Below are 21,655 nucleotides of genomic sequence, written 5' to 3' on the forward strand. Positions count from 1 at the left end.
ACTGCTTAACTATCTTACCTCTTGTCTTGTTATCCACAAGGCCTGTTTCCCTTGCTCTTTTTTCCTCCCACACTCTCTTTTTTTCTTTTCACCTTCCTATTGACAATTCTTAGCTGGACTTTTTGATACAGGTCTATAGCAACGGGCCGCCTAAAACTTGCTTTTGAGTTTATAAAATGAACCGCTTAAAACTTCTTGCGGATTGTTCTGTTTCTTGTGTTTACGTCTGTATTATATGGCTTTTTGCTTTTTTATTCTGTGATAAACTCACGAAGTCTATCCGGGCATAAATCCGGGTTGATCGGGTTGGAGGTTGTGCCGGCCGCTCAAAAATCGAAGTTGTGCAGTTATATTTTCCTCAAATCACTAAAAACCACCCTATATTCCATCACACAACTTCGATTTTTGAACAGTCAGCTAAGCCTTAGCTTTACAAATCAATTGCGTCATGGTGCCCATGGGGCAATAAACACACCAGGAACGGGGCTTAAAGAGCAGCATGGTAATCAGGCCCAGGGTGGTGGAGGTAAGCATCACACTATAGAAGCCAAAGGCGAATTGAGCCACCCAGGGCTGCACAGCCGTGCCGTGATAGGCCCAATGCCAGGGCAGCTTAAAGCTCCACAGCAAGGTCACCGCCTCACTGAGGCTGCGCTGACCGGCAAAAACCAGCCAGGTGGCAAAGAGCATAAGAAAGAACATGGTGAAGAAAAAGGCCAAAAAGCCGTAGCGGAACTGCTCGCTGCGCAAAAAAGAGGGAATGTCTTTTTGGCGGGAAAGGCCCAGGCTGCCGCCTAACAGAGCAAAAAGCTGGCCTCTGCCGCAATAGCGGTTGCAGTAGGCCTTGCTGCCTTTCGTTATAGCGATAATCAGCGGGATAAAAAAACAGAGCAGGCCCGCCCAGGCAAAAAGAATATTAAAAAAACCGAGAAACAAATAGGCAGCCGAGAATAGCCAAAGATAATCATACCAATGTTTTTTCATGCCGGCACCTCCACCATTTCAATGATAGAAGCCGGGCAGGCCCGCAGGCACAAACCGCAGCCCACACACAGGCTTTCATCGATAGCCGCATACACGCCCTTTATTATTGCTATTGCTTTTTGAGGGCAGACACTAAAACAGCAACCGCAGGCCACACATTGGTCCCGGGGCACTCTGGCTTTCTCTTTAGGGATTTTCTCTTTAGAAATTTTCTCCTTGGAGATTTTATCTTTCTGCATATTGCTCCTCCTTCTTAAATATGCTTTATATGCTTTACATCAATAATGAAATAATCCTACAAAAAAACCGGCAGAAAAGTCGGTGACAATATCACCGGAGGCTTTTTCTTGCTGTTAGACAACGTACCAAACCGCAGTACCCCTCATAAATTGGGAAGAAGAAGCTGGATTCCGGGAGGGGATTTTATGGATAACCATATAGAAAACCAGATTACTCCGCTTAGCCGGCTGCTCCCCGGCAGCAGAGGTCTGGTTCGTTCGTCGGCTTTACAAGGCTCTATGCGCCGCCGTTTACAGGATTTGGGCCTGGTGGAGGGCACATTGGTCCGCTGTCTGCATCAAGGCCCCAGCGGCGATCCTATGGCCTATGATATACGGGGAGCCGTTATTGCTTTACGCAAGGAAGATGCTCAGCATATTTTAATTGAAAGGGAGGCCCGGCCATGGCAATAGATGCTGGATTAAGCGCCCCTGTTATTGCTTTGGCCGGTAATCCCAACGTAGGCAAATCCACCATCTTCAATAGCCTGACCGGCATGCACCAGCATACGGGCAACTGGCCGGGCAAAACCGTTGCCGGCGCTGAAGGCAGGCATTTTTTTGGCGGCAGGGAATGGAGGATTGTGGATCTGCCCGGCACTTACTCCATATCGGCCCACTCTGTGGAAGAAAAGATAGCCAGAGACTACCTCTGCTTCGCCAGTCCTTCGGCCGTTATCGTGGTTTGCGATGCCACTTGTCTGGAGCGAAATTTAAACCTGGTGCTGCAGATTAGGGAAATTACCCAAAACATAGTGGTTTGCGTCAATTTACTGGATGAAGCGGCCAAAAAGCAAATTGTTCTGGATTTACCCCAGCTTTCCCGGTTGCTGGGCCTGCCGGTGGTGGGAGCCAGCGCCCGGGCCGGCCGGGGAATAAGCGAGTTGATGGAGCAGGCCGCCGTCCTGTCCCAAGAAACAAAAGAAGAGGAAGCCAAAGCGGAGAAAGCCAAAAGGCCCCTTATTCCCAGGCTCACTTATCCCAAACCCATAGAGAAGGCTATCAGCAGGTTGCTGCCCTTTTTGGATGGTTTGGCTCCCGCCTTGCCCCGGCATTGGCTGGCCCTGCAATTGCTGGACAAAGACGGCAGTTTTCTGGAATCCCTGGCCACAGAAGCCGCCCTGGATATTGAAGCTTTGCCGGAGCTTGCCCGGCAGCTAGACCTGCTGCACAGTCAATTAGCCCAAGCCGGCTACGACAGTTGCCGGCTCCGGGATGAAATCACGGCCGCCGGGGTCAAAGAAGCAGAAGCCATCGCCGCTAAGGTTGTCCGCCACATCCGGGAGGACAGTCACCGCCGGGACCGCCTCATCGACAACTGGATTACCGGCCGTTTTACCGGCATGCCCCTGATGCTGGCCCTTTTAGCCTTAGTTTTCTGGATTACCATCGTTGGCGCCAACTATCCTTCCGCTGCCCTTTCCCATTTATTTTTTGCTTTGGAAAACGGCCTGTCCCGGCTTCTGTCGGGCTTTCCCGCCTGGCTCTCTTCATTGCTGGTGGAAGGAGTTTACCGGACTTTGACTTGGGTGGTTTCGGTAATGCTGCCGCCTATGGCCATTTTCTTTCCGCTGTTTACCCTCTTGGAAGACGCCGGCTATTTGCCCCGGGTAGCTTTTAATCTGGATCATTATTTTCAGAAATGCGGCGCTTGCGGCAAACAAGCCCTGACCATGGCTATGGGCTTTGGCTGCAATGCCGCCGGCGTTATCGGCTGCCGTATCATTGATTCTCCCCGGGAACGGCTGATTGCCGTCCTAACCAATTCCCTGGTGCCCTGCAATGGCCGGTTTCCTACTCTCATCGCCATCATTACCATGTTCTTTACCGTCAATTTCAGCATGAGCGCCACCGGCTCCCTTAGTCTCACCATTTTGCTGACCGCTTTTATTCTGCTGGGTATTCTCATGACCTTTCTCTCATCGGCCTTTTTATCCCATACGCTTCTCAAGGGTATCCCCTCTTCTTTCGCTTTGGAACTGCCGCCTTACCGCCGGCCCCAATTCCATCAGGTGATTATCCGCTCCGTTTTTGACCGAACCTTATTCGTCTTAGGCCGGGCCTTGGTTGCCGCCGCTCCGGCCGGCCTGATTATTTGGCTCTTAGCCAACATCAATGCGGGCAGCCAAACGCTGCTGGCCCACTTCACCGGCTTTTTGGACCCGGCGGGCCGGTTGATGGGTTTGGACGGCGTAATTCTGATGGCCTTCATCCTGGGCTTTCCGGCTAACGAAATTGTGGTTCCTTTGATTATTATGACTTATGGAGCAGGCGCAAGCCTAACGGATGCCGATAGCCTGCTGGCCTTAAAAACCTTGCTGCTGGATAACGGCTGGACTTGGGTCACCGCTTTATGCGCCATGGTCTTTTGCCTTTTCCATTTCCCCTGCGCCACCACATTTTTAACCATAAAAAAAGAAACCCAGAGTTGGCGCTGGGCCCTTCTGGCTTTCTTTTTGCCTACGGCAATCGGTATTTGCTTCTGCCTGTTAATCAACGGCTTCGCTCACTTGTTCATCCTCTGAGGCATCATAATTTTTAGGATTATCCAAAAAACAGTTGATCGTAGAAATCAGCGTCTTGATATTAAGGGGCTTGGCTATATGAGCGTTCATCCCCGCCTTTAAACTGCTTTCCACATCTTCTTTAAACACATTGGCGCTTACGGCCATGATAACGGTATCTTTAGCCGGCCCTTCCATAGCGCGAATCTGTTTTGTGGCCTCATAGCCGTCCATTATTGGCATCTGCACATCCATAAAAATGATATCATAGGCATTTTCCGCCACCATGTCGATGGCCTCCCGCCCGTTAGCAGCTTCATCAATGACCATACCGGTTTCCGCCAAAAGTTCCAATGTCACGATCCGGTTCAGCGCCACATCATCCACCACCAGCCCCCGTTTGCCGGCATAAATATTTTTGATCTCCCCCAATTCCTCCGGTCTCGTACCACCTGCGGGACTGGCGGCAGCCACCGGCAAATCCAGGCCGAAGGAAAAGCAAGATCCCTGGCCTTCCTCTGTTTCTACAGAGATATCGGAGTTCATTAAAGCAAGGATCCGTTTGTTGATAGCCAACCCAAGCCCTGTACCGCCAAACCTGCGGGAAATGGAACCATCGGCTTGTACAAAGGGATGGAACAAACGTTCCAACTGATCCCGGGAAATGCCCATGCCATTATCCCTAACCGAAAACAGCAGCCGGGCCTTATTATTTTCTACCCCCTGCAATGAAACCTTCAACTCAACCCCGCCTTTTTCCGGCGTGAATTTAACGGCGTTAGACAGAAAGTTCAGCAATACCTGAGATAAACGCATGGAATCTCCCACCAAAGTCTGGGGTATATCTTCATCCGCCCGGATAACAAAGCGAATATCCTTCTCCCTGGTTTTTTCCCTAATCAACGAATTGATTTTTTCCACCATTGCCGCCAGAGAAAAAGGCTCAATGCTGAGATCCAGGCGTCCTTCTTCAATCTTTGACAGATCCAGCACATCATTGATCAGATCCAAAAGATGCAGGGAGGATACCTCAATGGTTTTAATGGCTTCCTGCAATTTTTCCCGGCTGTCGGTGCAGCCGGCAATCCGGGCCATACCCACAATGGCATTTAAAGGGGTCCGCATCTCGTGGCTCATCCGGGAGAGAAATTCGCTTTTGCCCCGGTTGGCGGCTTCGGCGGCGATCTTGGCCTCTAAAAGATTCTTCTCCAGATCTTTCTGAAGGCTGATATCCACAAAGCTGTCCACCAGGTATTCCTTGTCTTCAATCGTGATCCGGGTACCTGTTTTAATAACGGGAATCAGACTGCCGTCCTTCCGCTCAATAACCCTTTCGGTTACGATGGTGGTCAGTTCCCGCTCATTAACATGGGGACATAAATCCATAGAACTCCGGCACAATACATCACAGCATCTCTGCCCGATGATTTCCTCGGCCCTCATTTGCAGCATTTCCTGCATAAAACAGTTTACCATCTCAACTATATGGGTTTTCATGTTGATTAAAACGATGCCTATTCTAGCCGAGTCCAGCACCTTTTGAAAAAGCTCGCTGTCCTTCTTGACCCGTTTATTAATTGCCGGTATCTCGGCAATATCCCTGATGACAGCGGCAATGCCGTATATAACGCCTTTCTCATCACAGACGGGGAAGACGGACTGGGCGACGGTAATGACGCTGCCGTTTTTATGGCGCAAATAGCCGGTGCCATTCCAGAAACCTTTTTCAAATACCATAGGTTGAATAACGTTTAACGCAAAGTGGTGAAAATCATTGGCATGGATGTCGGCAATACTTGTAAATTCCGGCCGTTCCTCCGGCCCATAGCCCATTTTGGCGTAAGCTGCATTATTGAGGTAGATCAGCCTGCCCTTCAGATCGGCAATACCAATGAAATTGTTGGAACTGTCTACAATGGAGGCTTTCATCCGGGTGAGGTATTCTTCATTAAGCATTCTTTCGTCCATGCCATTCACCTTTATCTAAATATTCTTATCCTCCCTTTATTATAGTCAATATTTAAAATCCTGTATAGTGCGGCCGGATTTTATCTTCCCAGATAAAGCCGGTAACAATATAATAACCCTTGGCATACAGTACTATATATGATACTATGAAGATAAAGGGAGTGATAACGCATGGCAAGTGTGGATAAAATAATCGAAAAGATGAAACGGCAACCAAACGGTATAACAATATCGGAAGCCGCTAAGGTTTTAACCGCCAAAGGTTACAGGCTGGCAAGGCAAAAAGGCTCCCATTGCCATTACATTAACGCAATCGGCGACGTTATCACAATCAAGAAAGACAATCCCCTTAAGGCCGTATACGTCAAAGACATATTAAGTCGGATATAAATCTGATATACAAGGAGGTTTTATGATGAGCACTCAAGATTATATGAAGCTCCCGTACAATTATATTATCAAACCCATACAGGACGAAAGCGGCTCATACTTCCATGCCTCAGTTTTGGAGCTTGACGGCTGTCAAAGTACCGGGGCAACATTTCAGGAAGCTTATGATGGCCTTATGGATGCTATGGAAGGCTGGATTGAGACAAAAATTGAAAACGGCTTTACCGTTCCCGCTCCATTGGATAGCGACAAGTTCAGCGGTAAGTTTGTTGTAAGACTCCCCAAGTCTCTACATGCCCGTCTTGCCATTGAAGCTGAAAAGGAAGGTGTTTCCCTCAATCAGTACACCTTATACAAATTAAGCAACTGAAAGCATAAGCCGCTCCATAAGGGGGCGGCTTTTTGCTGTCTATCATAGAAAACGGTTATGGCGGCCCTATCTCATTTCCCCAGCGAAAGCCGGTAGGGCGCCGTAAAGTAATAGATGGGGTTCATCACCCGCAAATTCAGGGACCTGCCGTCGCCCTTTTCCAAGGCAAAGAAAACCTGGGTAATAACACCGTTTTCATCCGGCATCATAGAATAACCGCCGCCCTCAGGCCGGCCCATAAAGTTAATTCGCATGAAACTGGCCCCCGACATGATTTTATCCGGCCACTGATTGTCGTAGCTCAAATTCATTACTAAGGCATTTTCATCGCCAAAAGTCTCATTTTCTATGGCCACATCGGCAATAGTCATGGTGCAATCGCCAAACTCCACTTTTTGATTCACCGTCAGCTTTTCTCCTGCTGCCGGAATAGGCAGCTTAATGTCCCGGTACTCGTTGCTTTGAACCAGGATAAAGGGGATATCCAGCACCAAATCCCGGTCCTCCGGCTCCAGATCAAAGGTGAACTTCGTATTAGGACCCATGAAGCTTTCCGGCAGGGTATAGCTTTTGGGGCCGTTGCTGGTCAGCAGCCTTAAATCCAGGCCGCCGTAGCCCTTTTCCCATTCCCTGGAGAAGGACTGTATCTGGTAATTGCTTTTGTTGAGGGGATAAAGCTCCACCGTGACCTGATCCTCTGTAAACTCAGGCACGGCCGTGATGGCAATATTATGATGAATGTCGGTGGCCCCAATATCCGTCAGCTTCTCAAAGGTGGCCACATCTTTTAATGCAAACTCCAGGGACAAGCCCAGACCTTCATGCTCCAGCCGGTAAACAGTATCCGTATTGATGTCTGCCGCCGCCACTTTATACGTGTAAGCGCTGCTTTCCGTCCTGGAGCCGCCGGCGCTGGAACCCATAAAATCCTCATATTTTTGACTGCCGGCGTAAAGGCTGATTTTGGACTGAGTCAGCTTGTCTTCTTTTTGCAGCCGCTCCCATTCTTCTTGCTTTTTTGCCAGCAGCGCTTCTTCCGTCAGGTTTTTCCATTCCACCTCAAATAAAACGGTGAGGCTATCCTTGCCGGCAACGGCGTTTTGCAGGGATAGGCGGGCTTCCTGGTTTTCGGCGCTGGGCAAGCTATCTGCTACATAGAGGATAGCATCTCCTGCATCAGCCCCGGCCTGGTTTTCCACAATGCCATAGCCGGGGATAAAGCTGAAAAAGCGGTTGACGGCAGCGATGACCACGTCAAAGTTCATTAAAGACAGGGCTAAAAACAGCAGCACTCCCGCTGCCAGAAGAGCGGTCTTTTGAAATAAAAGTTTTGATGGGCCGCCGGCAGTTTTGCGGTTTTTCTGCGCTTGCGGGGCCTGCGGAGGCTCCGCCGCATGCAGGGGTTTTCCCGCATGCAGGGGCTTTGTCGTATGCAGGAGTTCTGCCGTATCCGGGGCCTGGAGACCGGCCTTGGCAAACACTTTATTTTTTATCCGGTTGGCAGCCAACTCGTCAAGCTCTTCGCCGATTTCTGCCGCTTCTCCTCCTATATCCCGGGGCTCTATTGCCTGCAAAAGCTCTGCCGTTGTTTCTTGATCCAATTGCTCCATAAGCTTCCTTATTTTCTCCTCCATTACAAAACACCCCCTAAGGCCAGTTTTAGCTTATCCAGTCCTCTGGATATTTTTTTGTCGATGGTATTTTCCTTGATGTCCAGGGCTTGGGCAATGGCCTTGGTGCTTTGGCCAAAATAATACTTACGGATAAATATCTCGCTATCCGGCGGTCCTAAGGCCTCGATCTGACTGACTAGCTCCCGCCCGGTTTCCCGGGCCGTTACCGCTGCCTCCACCTGATTTTCTGCCGCCTGGCCCTCAGTCTTTGGCCATAGCTCCTCTTGCTCTAAAGGAAGGGCCCCTCGCAAGGGCTGATTTGCCTGGCCCGTAAGCCGCCGGAATTTATCAATGGCTTTGCGCTTAGCTACCGTTGCCAACAAGGCTTTGACACTGCCTTTCGAGGCATCCATAGCTTTGCGGCTTTGAAATACAGCATAAAAAACATCGCTGGTGCATTCTTCGATATCCTCCCTGCCAGCTACAGACTCCAGCTTGCCTGATACGATGGTATAAACGAAACCCAGATAATTATCCATCATATCCGCAAGCCCCTTTTCCGGCTCATCCCGCAGCAGGCGGATTAAATCCCCATCACCAATCAAAGGCTCACCTTCTTTGCTTCAAATAATCACTTCACTATATCCATTCGTAAACGGTTGGTCAAATCTGACCATAGAAAAGAAAATTTTTTGTAAACGTCTGCTCTTTTAATGCAATTTTTAGAGGATTTTAGCCAAATATGTAAAATATATGAAACAGGAGGTGGAATAATGGATAAAGAACCAGAGCACTTCTTGTCTCAATTATTTGACCAACAGTTTATTGCTTTATACAAGTATCTTTATCACCGCACCAGAGATAGTGAATTAGCCTATGACCTGGCTCAAGAGGCTTTTGCCAGATTATGCTCAAAAATAGATGATATCGGCCACACCAATCTGGCCGGCTGGCTATACGTGACCGCAAATAATTTGGTAAATAACCATCGAAAACGAAAAGATAATAGAACAGAATACCTTGCCAGCTATCTGGATACGCCCTCACAGCCTCAGGAATCAGCACTTTGGGAACTGCTGCCCCCTCATCTTTCGGAAGAAGAGTGTCAGTTGCTGGTCTGGCGTTTTCAGGAGGATTTGTCCTATGAAACCATCAGTTCCCGGCTAAACATCTCCGCGGCAGCTTGCCGAAACAGAGTCTACCGTGCACTAAATAAGTGCAGAGGCTTATTAAAAAAAGATGATTTATTTTAAAAATTTCCTGTGACAAAACAATAGCCTCAGGAAATATAGGTAATGAGGGGGTATAAATGAGATGTCGGAAAATAAGCTGTCCAAACTATATACCGACAAAGAGCCAAAGCAAGACTGCTTTAGCGAAAATAGGTCAAATGACTAAAATCGGTTCTCATACTCGTTGAGAAGCAAATAGGTTCCGGCTAGGTTACAGTAGCAACCTATCATGGCAGTACTAATCCTGCGTTCTATCAAAGCAATACTTATTCTCACGCTTATAAATTTAATTTTACCGGTTCTTCCGGTGTCACCTACCGGGCAACGCTAATTGCTTATGCTGAATTCCATCGGCGCCGATGCGCAGACTGCAGTACCCAACACAAGCCAATGCTATTGAGATACATAATACGGGTATTCTCGGAACACCAATAAAAAAGCCAGCTGAAAAACCGGTGAAAAAATTTTTCCGGTTTTTTCATTTTCCCTGTGACAAAACTGCCTGCTGGAGAGATATATAGAGTAAAGGGTAAAATTGGCAGGACAAGGAGGTGCAAACGAGCAGATGCCTTAAAGATGCCAAAGAGTTCTTTTGTTTGAGAGAAGTAAGCCTCAAGACATTTATGTTATAAAGGGCGTAGAAGGGATGGTGGTAATATGTAGAATTTATAACAAGTGCTTTAGGAAAGTCAGATTTTTTTAAGAGACATCACTATGTTATATCGCTGTCTTGCAAAGAAAGGAAGGTAATTATGAAAAAGTCATTTAGTTTAAAAATCATTATGTGGGCATTGATAATTACTATGTTTTCTGCTGCTAGTCCTGCATATGCTTCTAGTAATATTGAATATTCCAAGCAGTTAAATGTAGCATTTGAAGTTCAAGAAGATAGTATTTTATCCGGTGCTACTAAGGTTAACGAAAGACTATATACTAATGAACTTGGACAAAATGTTTTAGCAAGAACCTTTTTATTAGAAGACCTTACAAGAATAATTGATACTATCACCAGAGTTGACATTCATACTGTTCAATATAGTAGATCAGTTTCAAATCCAAGTGGCAATGCTACAGTGAATATCAGTGCTCAGTTTCAATATTATCAAGACCCAAATACAACAATCCGATATGTGAGATGTCAACTGATGTCTGCTTCTTATGACATCCCATCAGGAGCAATTGTAAATTATTTCATTAAAAGTTATGATAGTGAGTACAAAACGCTAAGTGCATATGCAAGTGTAAGCTATGCATTTACTAAGGATGTCATATTTTATTGGAATGGAATACTAAAAATTGGGTGTAGCGCAAATGGCACAGTTTTATATGTATAAATATATATTGTGTTTGTTTAATTTTTAATAATTAGTCATTAAATAAAATTGGAACGCCATTTTATAGGACGTATCACAACAGATTCCACATTAAATTTGATGCATAGCATGCTATGCATCAAATTTAATGTGAGTGAAAAATATTCTGCATAACGAAAATGAGTTCATGAATTTTATTAATGATAATAATACAATCAATTTGAAAATTCACTTCAAAAACTTGGACTTGAGAAAACAAGAAGATAATCCGTGCATATCTACGAAGAACGAAAAAGGTGGTAGGGCCATCCATAAAAAAGGGGGGATTTAGTTGTATTTGGTTTTAGATGCTGGCCCTGAGCATTCCGTTTACCTTGCTAGACAGTCAAAATAACATAGTATAAAATGGTAAAGAGGCGTGCCTTTCTGTAATGAGTATCAAACCAATAGGAGGTGTTTAGATGTTTATTTTAGGAGTTCTATTTTCCAGTTTGGCTATCTTCTTTATGGCGGCACTAATAGCGAACTTCAATCTTAGCATAGCACTGCAAATTTTATTTGACTGGCCAACTATTCTTTTCTTTATTTTTATCATTACTGCTGTCATTGTTTCAGTAAATGGCCTCAAGACATTTCTTGTGGCTATTAAGGTTTTGCTTTTAAAAAAACACAGCATATCAGCCGTCGAGAATGCAAAAGCGGTAAAACTCTTTCACTTAATTGCAAAATCTACTGTTTATTGCTCGGTTCTATTATGCGTAATAAGAGTTATGTTAATGCTCTATGATTTAGATGGCCTTGCTTCATTGGGACAATATATTCCCTTAGCTCTTCGTGGGATACTTCAAGGAGTTTGCATTAATTTAGTACTTGTATATCCAGCTATAAATGTACTTCAAGTCAGGGCGAATATGGTGGAATAATCTCGAGGGGAAATGATTTTCCAGCCGTTACTGACTCTTTTTCAGTAGTAGCTTTAAAAAATACCATTAGTCAGGTTTCTTCAGCCTAAAGGGGCGGCTCATTTGAACCGGCCCCTTTAGTTTTAAATCCGCCGGTCAAATCTAACCTTAGAAAGCAAACTTTTTGTAAACGTTTACTTTTCATTGCAAATTTTAGAGGACTTTGGCTAAATATGTAAAATATATGAAACAGGAGGTGAGATAATGAATCAAGACCAAGAACACTTCTTGTCTCAGTTGTTTGACCAACATTTTATTGATTTATACCGCTACCTTTATCACCGCACCAGAGATAAAGAACTGGCTTATGACTTAGCTCAAGAGGCCTTTGCCATATTATGCTCAAAAATAGATGAGGTTTACGGCCACGACAAACCGACAGGCTGGCTATACGTGACTGCAAATAATCTAGTGAATAACCATCGAAAACGAAAGGATAATAGAACAGAATACCTTGCCAGCTATCTGGATATACCCTCTCTTCCCCAGGGGTCAGGGCTCTGGGAACTACTGCCCCTTCATCTTTCGGAAGAAGAGTATCAGTTGCTGGTCTGGCGTTTTCAGGAGGATTTATCCTATGAAACCATCAGTTCCCGGCTAAACATCTCCGCGGCAGCTTGCCGAAACCGAGTCTACCGTGCACTAAATAAATGCAGAGACTTTTTAAGAAAAGATGATTTATTTTAAAATTGGCCGTAACAAAATGATAGCCTCAGGAAATGTAGATAATGAGGGGGTATAAATGAGATGTCGGAAAATAAGCTGTCCAAACTATATACCGACAAAGAGCTAAAGCAAGACTGCTTTAGCGAAAATAGAGATAACCTGATCAGGAACTTAGAAGAAATCATCGATAAAATGGGGGTTGATCATTTTGATGAGGAATTAGTGAAAAACTATTTGGATCTCTTGGAAAAAATTGATCCTGTACCTATGGATTTTTCTATGGAAGAGGCTCAAGCAGATTTTCGCCAAAGTAATTTTCCCGATTCCACCGATGAAGAGAGCGGAAAAATAAAGCCGCTCAAAAAACCGGCGCCTTCATGGTATGGTTTCAGGGCTGCTGCCGCCGTATTGGTGATTGCCTTCAGCCTGACAGCAGTGGCCGGCAAAGTAACCGGCACGAAACCTTTTCAGCAGTTTATTTATTGGAAAGATGATATTCTGCAAATTTTTTCTGAGGAGCCTTCCGGGGAAATGATCTTCCCTGAACGGACTGCCGATCAACCATATGAATCCTTGGAGGCAGCTTTGGAAAGTAACGGGATATCTTCTAAACACTGTCCTGCCTGGATTCCAGAAGATTTATCAATATCTACGATCGAAGTGACTCAGCTTTCAAAAATGGCTATTTACTCAGCCATTTATGAGGGGGAAACGAGGGCTCTAGTTATCAGCGTAGATCATCAATTAGGCGAAGCAGGCCCTTTAATCATAGAAAAAAATCCCGGTCCCGTCATGGTTTATGAGCATAATGACAGGGAGTATTATATTGTGTTCAATCTGGATATTTGCAATGTGATGTGGGTCATTGACGATCTTACCTTTACCTTTGCCGGTCAATTAACAGAAAAAGAAGCAAAAAAAATAATCGATTCCATACCGGAATGATACAGTAAGGAGTTTTAAAATGAAAAAACGATTGCTATCAATCTTATTGATTATGGTGATGAGCTTATCTATTGGAGGAGGCAGCTTGCAGGCTTGGATAGGCGTACAGGCCAGTCCCCAGCTAAAGTCTTATCGTATTTCTCTTAATGCCGATGGCAATAATAAAATGACAGTTTCTTTCTCCATTTCAGGCACAGGCCTAATGACCAAAATCGGCGCCCAAAAAATACTTATTGAAAAACAATCGGGCTCCAGTTGGGTTGCGGTCACAACCTATCATGGCAGTACTAATCCTGCTTTCTACCGAAGTAATGCCTATTCCCACGCTTATGAATTTAGTTTTACTGGTTCTCCCGGTACTACCTACCGGGCAACGTTGACTGCTTATGCCGAAAATTCCAGCGGTTCCGATACGCAGACCGGAGTATCTAATACAAGCCAATGCTATTAGAGTCGCAAAAACCTGCAGAAATTGGTGAAAATATTATAAAATAGCTTGGCAAAAACCGGAGAAAAAATTTTTTCCGGTTTTTTCATTTTTCCTGTAACAAAACTACCTGCTAGAGAGATGTATAGAGTAAAGGGGGAAATTGGCAGAAGTAATAATTGGGAGGTGATTATGATGATATTATAAAGCTTGGATAAAATGAATATGAACGAATTATTATAGCATATTATAGGAGGAAAAAATGAGTAAGAAAAAATGGGCCATTTGTTTATGTCTTATGCTTGTACTTTTGATCATGTGCAGTAGTATGGCTGCCCCTACCTTTGCCCATAGTAATAACCTAACAGCAGAAAAGGAAAAATTAACTATTATCTTTGAAAATAAATTACATGAAATTGACCCAGAAAAACTATTAGAAATAGTCACCATTAAAGAGCTCAAAGACTTTTCTGGAAACAACTACACACTTGTTGAATGCTCTCCTACAGGATATATGATTTACCACAATGAATCTGGAAGGTTTTTGGAATATTCCGATTCTGCAGCTTCTCCATATATCAATTCAAAAGTAGATAACATTTATTATGCTGGCCCCACTCAATATTATTATTTAGAAAATAGGACCTATAGCAACACAATAACAGGAAATATTTTGACTTCCGATCATATTACTACCCTTAAAGAAAGTTCCAATGAAATGAACACCAAGTTATTAAATAAAAGAGATGAAATCAATCTCAGCTTCTCTATTAGCGAGGATAATATTTATCCTTCTCGAGCAATAACAAGCGTCAACGTAGGTAATTCTCAATATTTCTATAATTTGATCGGTTGTGGTTATTATGTTCCACCCGGCTCAAATGGAGTATGTGGTTACATTGCTGGAGGGATGATACTTCACTACCACTATAAAATCAATGGTAATGATCAAAGATTTATGTCTAGCACACATGATGGAGGTTATGTATTCGGTGGATGGAATATTAGAACTTCTTTACCTCAAGAAATAAGAAATTTTGGCATCTCTGATTCTACTTTTCCACAAACACTTCCGTCTATTATGAAAAACTACATGTCAAGCAGAGGTTATACTTTTGCATCCCATACATATGGATTTGGAGTTATGCCTAATACGACTTTGAGTTCAAATTTATACAGCAATAGACCCATTGTTTTCTTTGGTAACTGGAAATCGCCAACAGGAGGTAATATAGACCATGCATTTGTATGTTATGGCTATAATTATGATACTGTCACTGATGAGATATCTTATAGAGTACATTATGGATGGGATGGTTATCGAAGCGTTTATGTATCTAGTGCGGCAATAAACGCCTTCGGCGGATGGTATAAACTAAACTATTAGCATCATTATATAGCAATGCGGAATCTGAAGGAAGTCGGAGGCAAAATCCCGAACCGAACAGAAACTGCATAGAAGGCAATTGCGGGACGAGCCACACAAAACGAAGTTAAATACTGCCAGAACTTCGTGGTGTAAATACAGCGGTTACATGGGAGGAAAGTTACTATTCGTACCCGGCTAGGTCTCACCAGGTGGCAAAAGACAGGATACCTCTGACACTGGCCGAATCCATGCAGTGATGAACGGCTAAATGGTGAGAAGTCAGCAGAGGCTATAGTACCGGTAGAGAGGATAAATCCCTCTCTACCGGTAAGGAGATTCTTCAAGCGAGAGGGAGGTGAGACAATGCAGAAAGAACAGAAAACAGGTAAAGCTGGTTAGTTCGGTAAGGGTACGTTGGAAACGGAGAGTATCCGGAAAGACTGGGAAGGGGCGAATAACCGCCTAGGTTATTCGCGAGTTGCCGGCAGCTGGATTCTGTCTACATCACTAACAAACGAATGCCTTGTATCCATAGGCTGCGATGGCATAGCCAAGAGATACTTAACACCGCCGTATGCCGAACGGCACTTACGGTGGTATGAGAGGTCCGTTGCACAACTAATGGGCAGCCTCCTACTTGATTTGCCTTTAATATTATTAATTGGTAAAATTTAATTGATAGCCTTTTTAACGATAACTGATAATAGATAGGAAGGTAATTGAATGAAAATAGCTAAAACAATTTATATATTTATACTCCTACTATTGGTGCCAGTTATTATTTTACATAGCTATTTTACAAATAACACAATTCATAAAGATACTATTATAGCCGAAGATTACTTCGGCAAATATACTTTAGTTATACCGATTAGCGTATCAAATGCCCATAGCTATGAATTTAACCCGCCTCATCCAAAAAGATTAAAAGAAACTATTTTTTATTCTTCCGTCTCATTAAGTGACTTATATGAAATCATTAATAAAAAAAAAGATCAAATTCTTTTAAATGACGAGCCTCCTAATGATTATAATGTAGATATTTCGCAATCGAATAATTCAATTAATTTAAAATTAACTAAGGAGGATAAGATTATCTATTTTTCAATTGTCAAGGTGGTATCAGCAAGCACATCTTATTACCGTTTCTTTAATATGGGCTTTGATTTTTATGAAGAAAAGGTAGAGCCTTATGATTTATATAAGGCTGAAGTAGTTCTGTTGCCTATATTCCTAATCGATGATCAAAGGATAGTCGGAGAAATTTGTTTTTTTGATACCGACTATAAGATTTCCTGCTACCCTGAGCAATTTATTGAGTTTTATAAAGAAATAAGCGCGTTTGATATTGAATTCGATGAAGACGGATATGTTTTGAAGTTAGAATCAAAATTCAAACAGACCAAGCCATTAAAACTATTTTTAAGTTCTATTAATAATGAAAATTTCTTCCGTATCACCCAGGTAGATTAAGGTGTAAAATTCACATCTTCCTTCGAGGAGAAAATATTATGCTATTAATTTTCTCAGAAATTTTTTCTCTACTTTTTAATTTAAATGCTACGATTATCAATAGGGTTACATCCTATAATTTATTTGTGACTTTGATTTTTTTGTTAATCTGGCTTTGGTATCTATTCAAAAACAAAAATAAAGTAATCATTAAGTTTTTGATTTTTTACTGGAGTTCCACCTTATTCACATCCATCGCAATGATCGTTAATGCCAACATTAATATAACAATCCCAGTATTCTCCGGATTGCTTTTATTCCTGGCAGTAGTTTTTATTTCACCCTTCATTGGCTTTACTCTTATCTTTGTTACAAATATTCATTTTGCGACTTTCATGCTGTTTTTATCACTGATATTCATCATCCTGGGTCTATCGACGTTAAAAAAATGTCCGGATACAGGAGATACTTCTAATGAATATAATAGTCGGTAAGCAGAAGCACTAACAACGTGATTTATTACTTATATCGTACGGACAATCATCCCTGGATAGTATCTTTGAAAATGATTGCATTTATGGGGGGGGGTTATATGAAGTGGCTGAGGTACATCTGACACTATTTAGGGTGACTCTTAATAATACATCCGCAGGCGATTATGAGAGCCTGTTCTATAAAGCTGCAATTGGAGAGGATAGCTCAGCAGGGGAAAATGCCGATTGTGGCTTTGTGCATTCAAGCGAAAACAATACCTATATACTATCACCGAATAACAGGGAAAAGCCCCGATCCTGTCAAAGCTTATGAGCATAAAGGCGCGGAGAGTATTACATTTGGTTTTTAAATGCTGGCCTTGACTATTCGTTTACCTTGCTGGACAGCCAAAGAAATATGGCATAGAATGGTAAAACCTGAGCGTACAGGAATATTCTGCAAGGGATTTATCTTTGGGTGAGCAGAATACTGATCTATATATGGAGCTGTATCAAGAGGTTATTAACGCCTATATGAACTAATAAAGGTGAATAAAAAGAATAAAATATATTTTCTTCTAAGCATACTGAATAGTTTGACTATTGTTGCGCCATATATCTTACCGAATCAAAGACATCCCATTTTACGGCAAAGAAAACGAATACGATAAATATCAGAAGATAAACTCCTGGCAAGGCCATTGCTGAAACACGGCTAAACTGGCTTGATGATGACACAATGGTTGCTGAAATCTGAGATTAGCAGCGATTGAGGTGTATGATGTCTACAAGAAACCTTAAGCATAAAATATTTTTTATCTTCCTTTTAATTTTATTGTGCCTGATCCCCTATTCTTTTTGGGGTAAAGATGGCTTCCGCCGGGAGCTCCTTGCCAAAGATTATTTCAGCAACACTTACATTAGCATTCCAACGATTTTACTTAAAGCAAACAGCAACGACTATTTTCCCTACAACGAAAGCACCTTCAAATATACCCGGTTTTATTCTTTCAAGAATACGGCCTGGCTAAAAAGCGAACTCAACTTATTATTGCCGAAGCTGAAACTTATGGAAAAAATTGATGAGAATCTGACGGGTAATTACTTCCGGCTGGAAAAACAACCTGAAGCCTCATTTCAATATGAATTTTTTGAGACTAAAAATGCCACTGTATTTTTCATCACGATAAACGGAAACATAAGCTGCTTTGCCATTACGAAGGCTTCCAACACATCAAACGCTTATTTATTCTCCAATATGAGCAAGCGTTTTTTCGATTCCGCTGATCCTAATATGATACGATTTTATTCTTATTTAGAAATTCCGCTCCCCCTCCAACATATCTCCGATGAACGCATCAACGATTTATCAAATGAATGCTTCAGAGACACCCCTTATCTTATTTCCGGCAATCAAACAGATTTTATCCACTTCTACCAACATCTCAATCGCTTTGATATTACCCTTGAAGATCAGGGATTTGTCCTCTCAGAAAACAAAGAGCTGGGCTCATTCCAGACTATTTACTGGCCTGTGCGTTTTACGTTTACGGAAGAAGACGGCGAAAGTTTCTTTGTTGTGAGCTATATATAGCCGAATAAAGAATAAAATTTTTTCGGTTTTTTCATTTTCCCTGTAACAAAATCACCTATTGAAGAGATATACAAGATAAAAGGAGAATTTTATACATAGTTGATGCAAAACTCTTCTATTATAGACAGCATAAAAATGGGAGGCGTTATAATGAATATCCTCAAAAAAGGATTCCTGCTTTTTTTTATTCTGATTTTAAGTTCTTGCGGCTCACCCGATAGTGAAGGGCCTGCCTTTCCTTTGGACGAGCAAGCATTCACCCAGGCCATCAATGATGCCGGTATACCCTTGGAGATCACCCAGTATCGCTCCCCTGATACCACTTCTGTAACTGCTGCTGATTTTGATTCTCAGACGGTGGGGAAATACTCTTCCTTTGAGTTTCAGGGTGAAAACGGAATTAGTGGCAGAATGACCACCGCCGGTTTTGAGGGAGAAAAATATTTACACTTATCTCTGAGGCTGCCGGCTGAGCAATTCAGCTCAGATGAAGAATTTATCGAAACCGGCTTACCCCAACTATTTCAATATGCCGCCGCTTTTTATGGGCAGGCCGGTACCATGGGTAAGGCGGAAAAGGCTTTTAATGCCCATATCGCCGCATCAGATAAAAGGCTTGAAGAAAGTATTGAATGGACGGAAGGCACAAATATAAACGGCCATCGCTGTACCGGCTCTGTTTACAAATATACGCATGATCCCCAATACTATAGCGCTGAGTTTGAAATTATGTCCGGTCTTGCTTACAATTATCGGACGATAGACCTATATTCAGTTTTCAAGCCCCAAACTGCTACAGTGGCTGAAGTCTTGGCGGCCAGTCCCCCCCCTCCTGATGAAGAAGCAAAAATCTTTATTGTGCAAGGCCAATTAAAGATATTGGATAAGAAAGAAATAGAAGGCACCTTTAGCACGGTTAAAGGCCATTCCGCTGTACTTAGCGATGAAAGCGGCAGCCTGGAGGTCTTTTTGGCCCAAGGCCACTTAAGCTTAAAGGAATGGAGACAGGAACGGAGGCATTTTCTTATCAACAGTCTTAAACAGGGCTATGTCATCGGAGATAGTATTCCGATTACGGTGTCCTTGCCTGTTTTCTCTCCTGCACCAAACCTGCCCCTTGGGGAGGATCTGGAAGAAGATCAGGAAATCGAATACACTTATGATTCCATCAGTCAATTAAAGGATTATTCCGATCAAAAGTTGTTCAGATATGCCCTAAACGCTGACGGCGCCTATGCAGAATCAGCCTCCTATGAGCTATACCTCCGATTTCTCGCCTCCCCGTCCGCTTTATTGGAAGAAATCTCAAAGCTGCAGCGGGAAGAACAAAAGCAGGTATTGAATTTGCTTTGTTACTATCCATGCAACTATGATTTTCAAAGTGAGTTTGAGCCGGTATTGGATAGCCTCAGTATCAATGATACGCTAACGCTTTTAAGAGATATCTATGAACAATGGCCTCTCATAGGCAATGTCGAATAGAAAGGTAGCAAATCAATGTCTCCTTTGCCCCGCAGAAAAAAGCTTCTATATTCTGTCTTCATCGGTATCCCATTGGCAGTGCTCCTATCATACCTGTCTATTTTCTACGGCCCTGCCAGGCTTGAAGACCGTATAGTCCTTCATACCCTTGACCTGAAGCCCGATTCTTTATATGCCTCTTTTGTTGTGGCCGACTCCATGGATGCTTATCACCATTTCGATTATGAAATCGCCGGCAAGCATTTGTATCTGAAATTTTATTCCAGCGCCTTCCAGCGGGAATATCCCTCGCGGGAAATCACCATCAATGACGACTTTTCGCAGATTGACTCAATCTATCAAGTTACTTCACAGGAAGATATTCTTATTTGGACGGCGGAAGAGGGCCTTGTTGAATTCCGCATCACTTCCGGAACCTACACTCCCGAAAGCTTGTCACATATTTCTCAGTATGACAACAGGAACCTACTCTTTTATCTGCTGGAATCCGACGGCGCTTATACAGAGGCAGCCGCAGCAGAGTTGTTTTCTCGTTTTCTTTCCAATTCTTCCGGCATATTAGATGAGATATCCGATTTCTCCTCTGATAAGCAGGCTAAAATCTGCTCCCTTCTGGCAGCTTATCCTTTGGACCATGGATTGGAAGATAAGTTTGAAGTCGTGCTTTATCGAACGGACGAAAGCCAGCCCGCCAATTTGCTGAAAGATTCATATGAACAAAAAAAGTAGGAGCCTGCCCTGCACGAACATATAGATTTAGCCGAGACGCCGGAATAAAAGATTATTATACGCTCTACTCTCTTGATTATAAGAACTCTATAGATTGGCAACTGCTAAAAACCTCATCGAAAGGTTATTTTCACCCCTTGGGAAGCAATGGCCATGTTGCTCTGGGCACAGATCATTCCCGGAAAAATAAACTGCTGGCTATCAATGGCAACAATGAGTATCAGTACATCACTTTGCCGAAGAAAATCGACGCCAAATATTTAATCGTAAATTCCACAACAGAAAAGGATACCTTTGTATTGTTTTCCCCGGTATCCTACCAATTCTTTGTTTTGAATATCGACTCATTTTGAGACTTTTCAGGAGAATTCACCCTAAACAACAGATAAGAAAGGCAATGTCATTTAGTTTAGGCGTAAATCAAACGCGAGAGGGGCAGGGCAGCCGCCATCTTGGGCAGTCTGTACAATTTTTGCGGTTGTATGTGTTTTCAGAGAGTTGCCGGTTCAATTTTTTCGCTTGTATGTAAATTGCAGGTCCTCTCAGGAGTAATTCAAGCCAATTTCAGGCCAAATCTGTACAAAATTTTCGTTTGTGCGTAGATTCCCCTCTTGCATTTTCCATACAACCGCAAACCTGCTAATAAAAGTCAAGATGTTTTTTAGCTGTTTCACAAGGTAAAAAAAGGACAGTAGATATTGACATTCTGGGGCATAACAAAGTAGAGTGGTTAGGAAGGAAATTTTTTGGGTAACCGCTCTTGGCTCCTGGCTATTCTGTTCTGTTTGTCTAAACCTTCATGGATATGGATGACCCATCAGGTAACCCCTGTAATTGGGATAGATGTTCCTTGACTTTGCCGTAGTAAATCCGCAAAAACTTGTTGGCGCCAGCAAGCATATAG

At 43.1% G+C, this 21,655-nt stretch carries 21 protein-coding genes; 16 read left to right on the forward strand and 5 right to left on the reverse strand.

The features are described 5' to 3' along the window. Nucleotides 1-417: 417 nt before the first annotated feature. Both NC238_09920 and NC238_09925 read right to left on the reverse strand, forming a co-directional pair. Complete coding sequence (locus NC238_09920) at nucleotides 418-984, reverse strand: 4Fe-4S binding protein (protein MCM1566246.1); 567 nt, start codon at nucleotides 982-984, stop codon at nucleotides 418-420. Further along, nucleotides 981-1,223 (reverse strand): 4Fe-4S binding protein, encoded by a 243-nt coding sequence (locus NC238_09925; protein ID MCM1566247.1) that lies wholly within the window; start codon nucleotides 1,221-1,223, stop codon nucleotides 981-983. Before NC238_09925 ends, NC238_09920 begins: the two co-directional genes overlap by 4 nt. Nucleotides 1,224-1,409: 186 nt before the next feature. Between NC238_09925 and NC238_09930 the strand changes: the two genes are divergently transcribed. Next, the gene (locus NC238_09930) at nucleotides 1,410-1,676 is read left to right on the forward strand and encodes a ferrous iron transport protein A (protein MCM1566248.1); all 267 of its coding nucleotides are present in this window, start codon (nucleotides 1,410-1,412) and stop codon (nucleotides 1,674-1,676) included. Continuing rightward, entirely contained in the window at nucleotides 1,667-3,787 is a 2,121-nt protein-coding gene (gene feoB / locus NC238_09935) for a ferrous iron transport protein B (GenBank protein ID MCM1566249.1), read from the forward strand. Before NC238_09930 ends, feoB begins: the two co-directional genes overlap by 10 nt. Here feoB and NC238_09940 read toward each other — a convergent pair. Further along, a complete protein-coding gene (locus NC238_09940) occupies nucleotides 3,752-5,734 on the reverse strand; it encodes an ATP-binding protein (protein MCM1566250.1) in 1,983 nt (660 codons plus the stop codon). The genes feoB and NC238_09940 overlap by 36 nt on opposite strands. A 171-nt stretch (nucleotides 5,735-5,905) precedes the next feature. Between NC238_09940 and NC238_09945 the strand changes: the two genes are divergently transcribed. Together NC238_09945 and NC238_09950 are read left to right on the forward strand one after the other, a co-directional pair. Beyond that, nucleotides 5,906-6,124 (forward strand): type II toxin-antitoxin system HicA family toxin, encoded by a 219-nt coding sequence (locus tag NC238_09945; GenBank protein MCM1566251.1) that lies wholly within the window; start codon nucleotides 5,906-5,908, stop codon nucleotides 6,122-6,124. A 25-nt stretch (nucleotides 6,125-6,149) separates the two neighbouring features. Next, a complete protein-coding gene (locus tag NC238_09950; protein ID MCM1566252.1) occupies nucleotides 6,150-6,494 on the forward strand; it encodes a type II toxin-antitoxin system HicB family antitoxin in 345 nt (114 codons plus the stop codon). 71 nt (nucleotides 6,495-6,565) lie between these two features. Here NC238_09950 and NC238_09955 read toward each other — a convergent pair whose 3' ends face one another. Both NC238_09955 and NC238_09960 read right to left on the reverse strand, forming a co-directional pair. Beyond that, nucleotides 6,566-8,128 carry a hypothetical protein gene (locus tag NC238_09955; protein ID MCM1566253.1) on the reverse strand — a complete coding sequence of 521 codons (1,563 nt, stop codon included), beginning with the start codon at nucleotides 8,126-8,128 and terminating at the stop codon, nucleotides 6,566-6,568. Beyond that, nucleotides 8,128-8,712: a sigma-70 family RNA polymerase sigma factor gene (locus NC238_09960; GenBank protein MCM1566254.1), complete on the reverse strand. Its 585-nt coding sequence runs from the start codon at nucleotides 8,710-8,712 to the stop codon at nucleotides 8,128-8,130. The genes NC238_09955 and NC238_09960 overlap by 1 nt, the downstream gene beginning before the upstream one ends. 168 nt (nucleotides 8,713-8,880) lie before the next feature. Between NC238_09960 and NC238_09965 the strand changes: the two genes are divergently transcribed. The 12 genes from NC238_09965 (at nucleotide 8,881) to NC238_10020 (ending at nucleotide 21,104) form a co-directional block, all read left to right on the forward strand. After that, the gene (locus NC238_09965) at nucleotides 8,881-9,360 is read left to right on the forward strand and encodes a sigma-70 family RNA polymerase sigma factor (protein ID MCM1566255.1); all 480 of its coding nucleotides are present in this window, start codon (nucleotides 8,881-8,883) and stop codon (nucleotides 9,358-9,360) included. 731 nt (nucleotides 9,361-10,091) lie between these two features. After that, nucleotides 10,092-10,673 (forward strand): hypothetical protein, encoded by a 582-nt coding sequence (locus NC238_09970; protein ID MCM1566256.1) that lies wholly within the window; start codon nucleotides 10,092-10,094, stop codon nucleotides 10,671-10,673. A gap of 440 nt (nucleotides 10,674-11,113) precedes the next feature. After that, on the forward strand, nucleotides 11,114-11,575 hold the full coding sequence (locus NC238_09975; protein ID MCM1566257.1) for a hypothetical protein: 462 nt from the start codon (nucleotides 11,114-11,116) through the stop codon (nucleotides 11,573-11,575). Between the two features lie 243 nt (nucleotides 11,576-11,818). Then, nucleotides 11,819-12,301 carry a sigma-70 family RNA polymerase sigma factor gene (locus NC238_09980; protein ID MCM1566258.1) on the forward strand — a complete coding sequence of 161 codons (483 nt, stop codon included), beginning with the start codon at nucleotides 11,819-11,821 and terminating at the stop codon, nucleotides 12,299-12,301. Between the two features lie 60 nt (nucleotides 12,302-12,361). Beyond that, a complete protein-coding gene (locus NC238_09985) occupies nucleotides 12,362-13,225 on the forward strand; it encodes a hypothetical protein (protein ID MCM1566259.1) in 864 nt (287 codons plus the stop codon). A 19-nt stretch (nucleotides 13,226-13,244) separates the two neighbouring features. Next, on the forward strand, nucleotides 13,245-13,676 hold the full coding sequence (locus NC238_09990; protein MCM1566260.1) for a hypothetical protein: 432 nt from the start codon (nucleotides 13,245-13,247) through the stop codon (nucleotides 13,674-13,676). Nucleotides 13,677-13,914: 238 nt separating this feature from the next. Next, complete coding sequence (locus NC238_09995) at nucleotides 13,915-15,039, forward strand: hypothetical protein (GenBank protein MCM1566261.1); 1,125 nt, start codon at nucleotides 13,915-13,917, stop codon at nucleotides 15,037-15,039. 705 nt (nucleotides 15,040-15,744) lie between these two features. After that, nucleotides 15,745-16,494 carry a hypothetical protein gene (locus NC238_10000; GenBank protein ID MCM1566262.1) on the forward strand — a complete coding sequence of 250 codons (750 nt, stop codon included), beginning with the start codon at nucleotides 15,745-15,747 and terminating at the stop codon, nucleotides 16,492-16,494. 1,521 nt (nucleotides 16,495-18,015) lie between these two features. Continuing rightward, nucleotides 18,016-18,540, forward strand: coding sequence for a hypothetical protein (locus tag NC238_10005; protein MCM1566263.1), 525 nt, complete (start codon nucleotides 18,016-18,018; stop codon nucleotides 18,538-18,540). A gap of 150 nt (nucleotides 18,541-18,690) precedes the next feature. Then, nucleotides 18,691-20,022, forward strand: a complete 1,332-nt coding sequence (locus tag NC238_10010) for a hypothetical protein (GenBank protein MCM1566264.1) — start codon at nucleotides 18,691-18,693, stop codon at nucleotides 20,020-20,022. Between the two features lie 15 nt (nucleotides 20,023-20,037). After that, complete coding sequence (locus NC238_10015; GenBank protein MCM1566265.1) at nucleotides 20,038-20,751, forward strand: hypothetical protein; 714 nt, start codon at nucleotides 20,038-20,040, stop codon at nucleotides 20,749-20,751. Between the two features lie 137 nt (nucleotides 20,752-20,888). Continuing rightward, nucleotides 20,889-21,104: a hypothetical protein gene (locus tag NC238_10020; GenBank protein MCM1566266.1), complete on the forward strand. Its 216-nt coding sequence runs from the start codon at nucleotides 20,889-20,891 to the stop codon at nucleotides 21,102-21,104. The last annotated feature ends 551 nt before the right edge of the window (nucleotides 21,105-21,655 follow it).

The organism is Dehalobacter sp. (assembly GCA_023667845.1).
GTDB lineage: Bacteria > Bacillota > Desulfitobacteriia > Desulfitobacteriales > Syntrophobotulaceae > Dehalobacter.

Coding starts and splice junctions, on each gene's coding strand:
- NC238_09920 (MCM1566246.1), bottom strand. CDS start 984: ATGAAAAAACATTGGTATGATTATCTTTGGCTATTCTCGGCTGCCTAT.
- NC238_09925 (MCM1566247.1), bottom strand. CDS start 1,223: ATGCAGAAAGATAAAATCTCCAAGGAGAAAATTTCTAAAGAGAAAATC.
- NC238_09930 (MCM1566248.1), top strand. CDS start 1,410: ATGGATAACCATATAGAAAACCAGATTACTCCGCTTAGCCGGCTGCTC.
- feoB (MCM1566249.1), top strand. CDS start 1,667: ATGGCAATAGATGCTGGATTAAGCGCCCCTGTTATTGCTTTGGCCGGT.
- NC238_09940 (MCM1566250.1), bottom strand. CDS start 5,734: ATGGACGAAAGAATGCTTAATGAAGAATACCTCACCCGGATGAAAGCC.
- NC238_09945 (MCM1566251.1), top strand. CDS start 5,906: ATGGCAAGTGTGGATAAAATAATCGAAAAGATGAAACGGCAACCAAAC.
- NC238_09950 (MCM1566252.1), top strand. CDS start 6,150: ATGAGCACTCAAGATTATATGAAGCTCCCGTACAATTATATTATCAAA.
- NC238_09955 (MCM1566253.1), bottom strand. CDS start 8,128: ATGGAGGAGAAAATAAGGAAGCTTATGGAGCAATTGGATCAAGAAACA.
- NC238_09965 (MCM1566255.1), top strand. CDS start 8,881: ATGGATAAAGAACCAGAGCACTTCTTGTCTCAATTATTTGACCAACAG.
- NC238_09970 (MCM1566256.1), top strand. CDS start 10,092: ATGAAAAAGTCATTTAGTTTAAAAATCATTATGTGGGCATTGATAATT.
- NC238_09975 (MCM1566257.1), top strand. CDS start 11,114: ATGTTTATTTTAGGAGTTCTATTTTCCAGTTTGGCTATCTTCTTTATG.
- NC238_09980 (MCM1566258.1), top strand. CDS start 11,819: ATGAATCAAGACCAAGAACACTTCTTGTCTCAGTTGTTTGACCAACAT.
- NC238_09985 (MCM1566259.1), top strand. CDS start 12,362: ATGTCGGAAAATAAGCTGTCCAAACTATATACCGACAAAGAGCTAAAG.
- NC238_09990 (MCM1566260.1), top strand. CDS start 13,245: ATGAAAAAACGATTGCTATCAATCTTATTGATTATGGTGATGAGCTTA.
- NC238_09995 (MCM1566261.1), top strand. CDS start 13,915: ATGAGTAAGAAAAAATGGGCCATTTGTTTATGTCTTATGCTTGTACTT.
- NC238_10000 (MCM1566262.1), top strand. CDS start 15,745: ATGAAAATAGCTAAAACAATTTATATATTTATACTCCTACTATTGGTG.
- NC238_10005 (MCM1566263.1), top strand. CDS start 18,016: ATGGAAAAAATTGATGAGAATCTGACGGGTAATTACTTCCGGCTGGAA.
- NC238_10010 (MCM1566264.1), top strand. CDS start 18,691: ATGAATATCCTCAAAAAAGGATTCCTGCTTTTTTTTATTCTGATTTTA.
- NC238_10015 (MCM1566265.1), top strand. CDS start 20,038: ATGTCTCCTTTGCCCCGCAGAAAAAAGCTTCTATATTCTGTCTTCATC.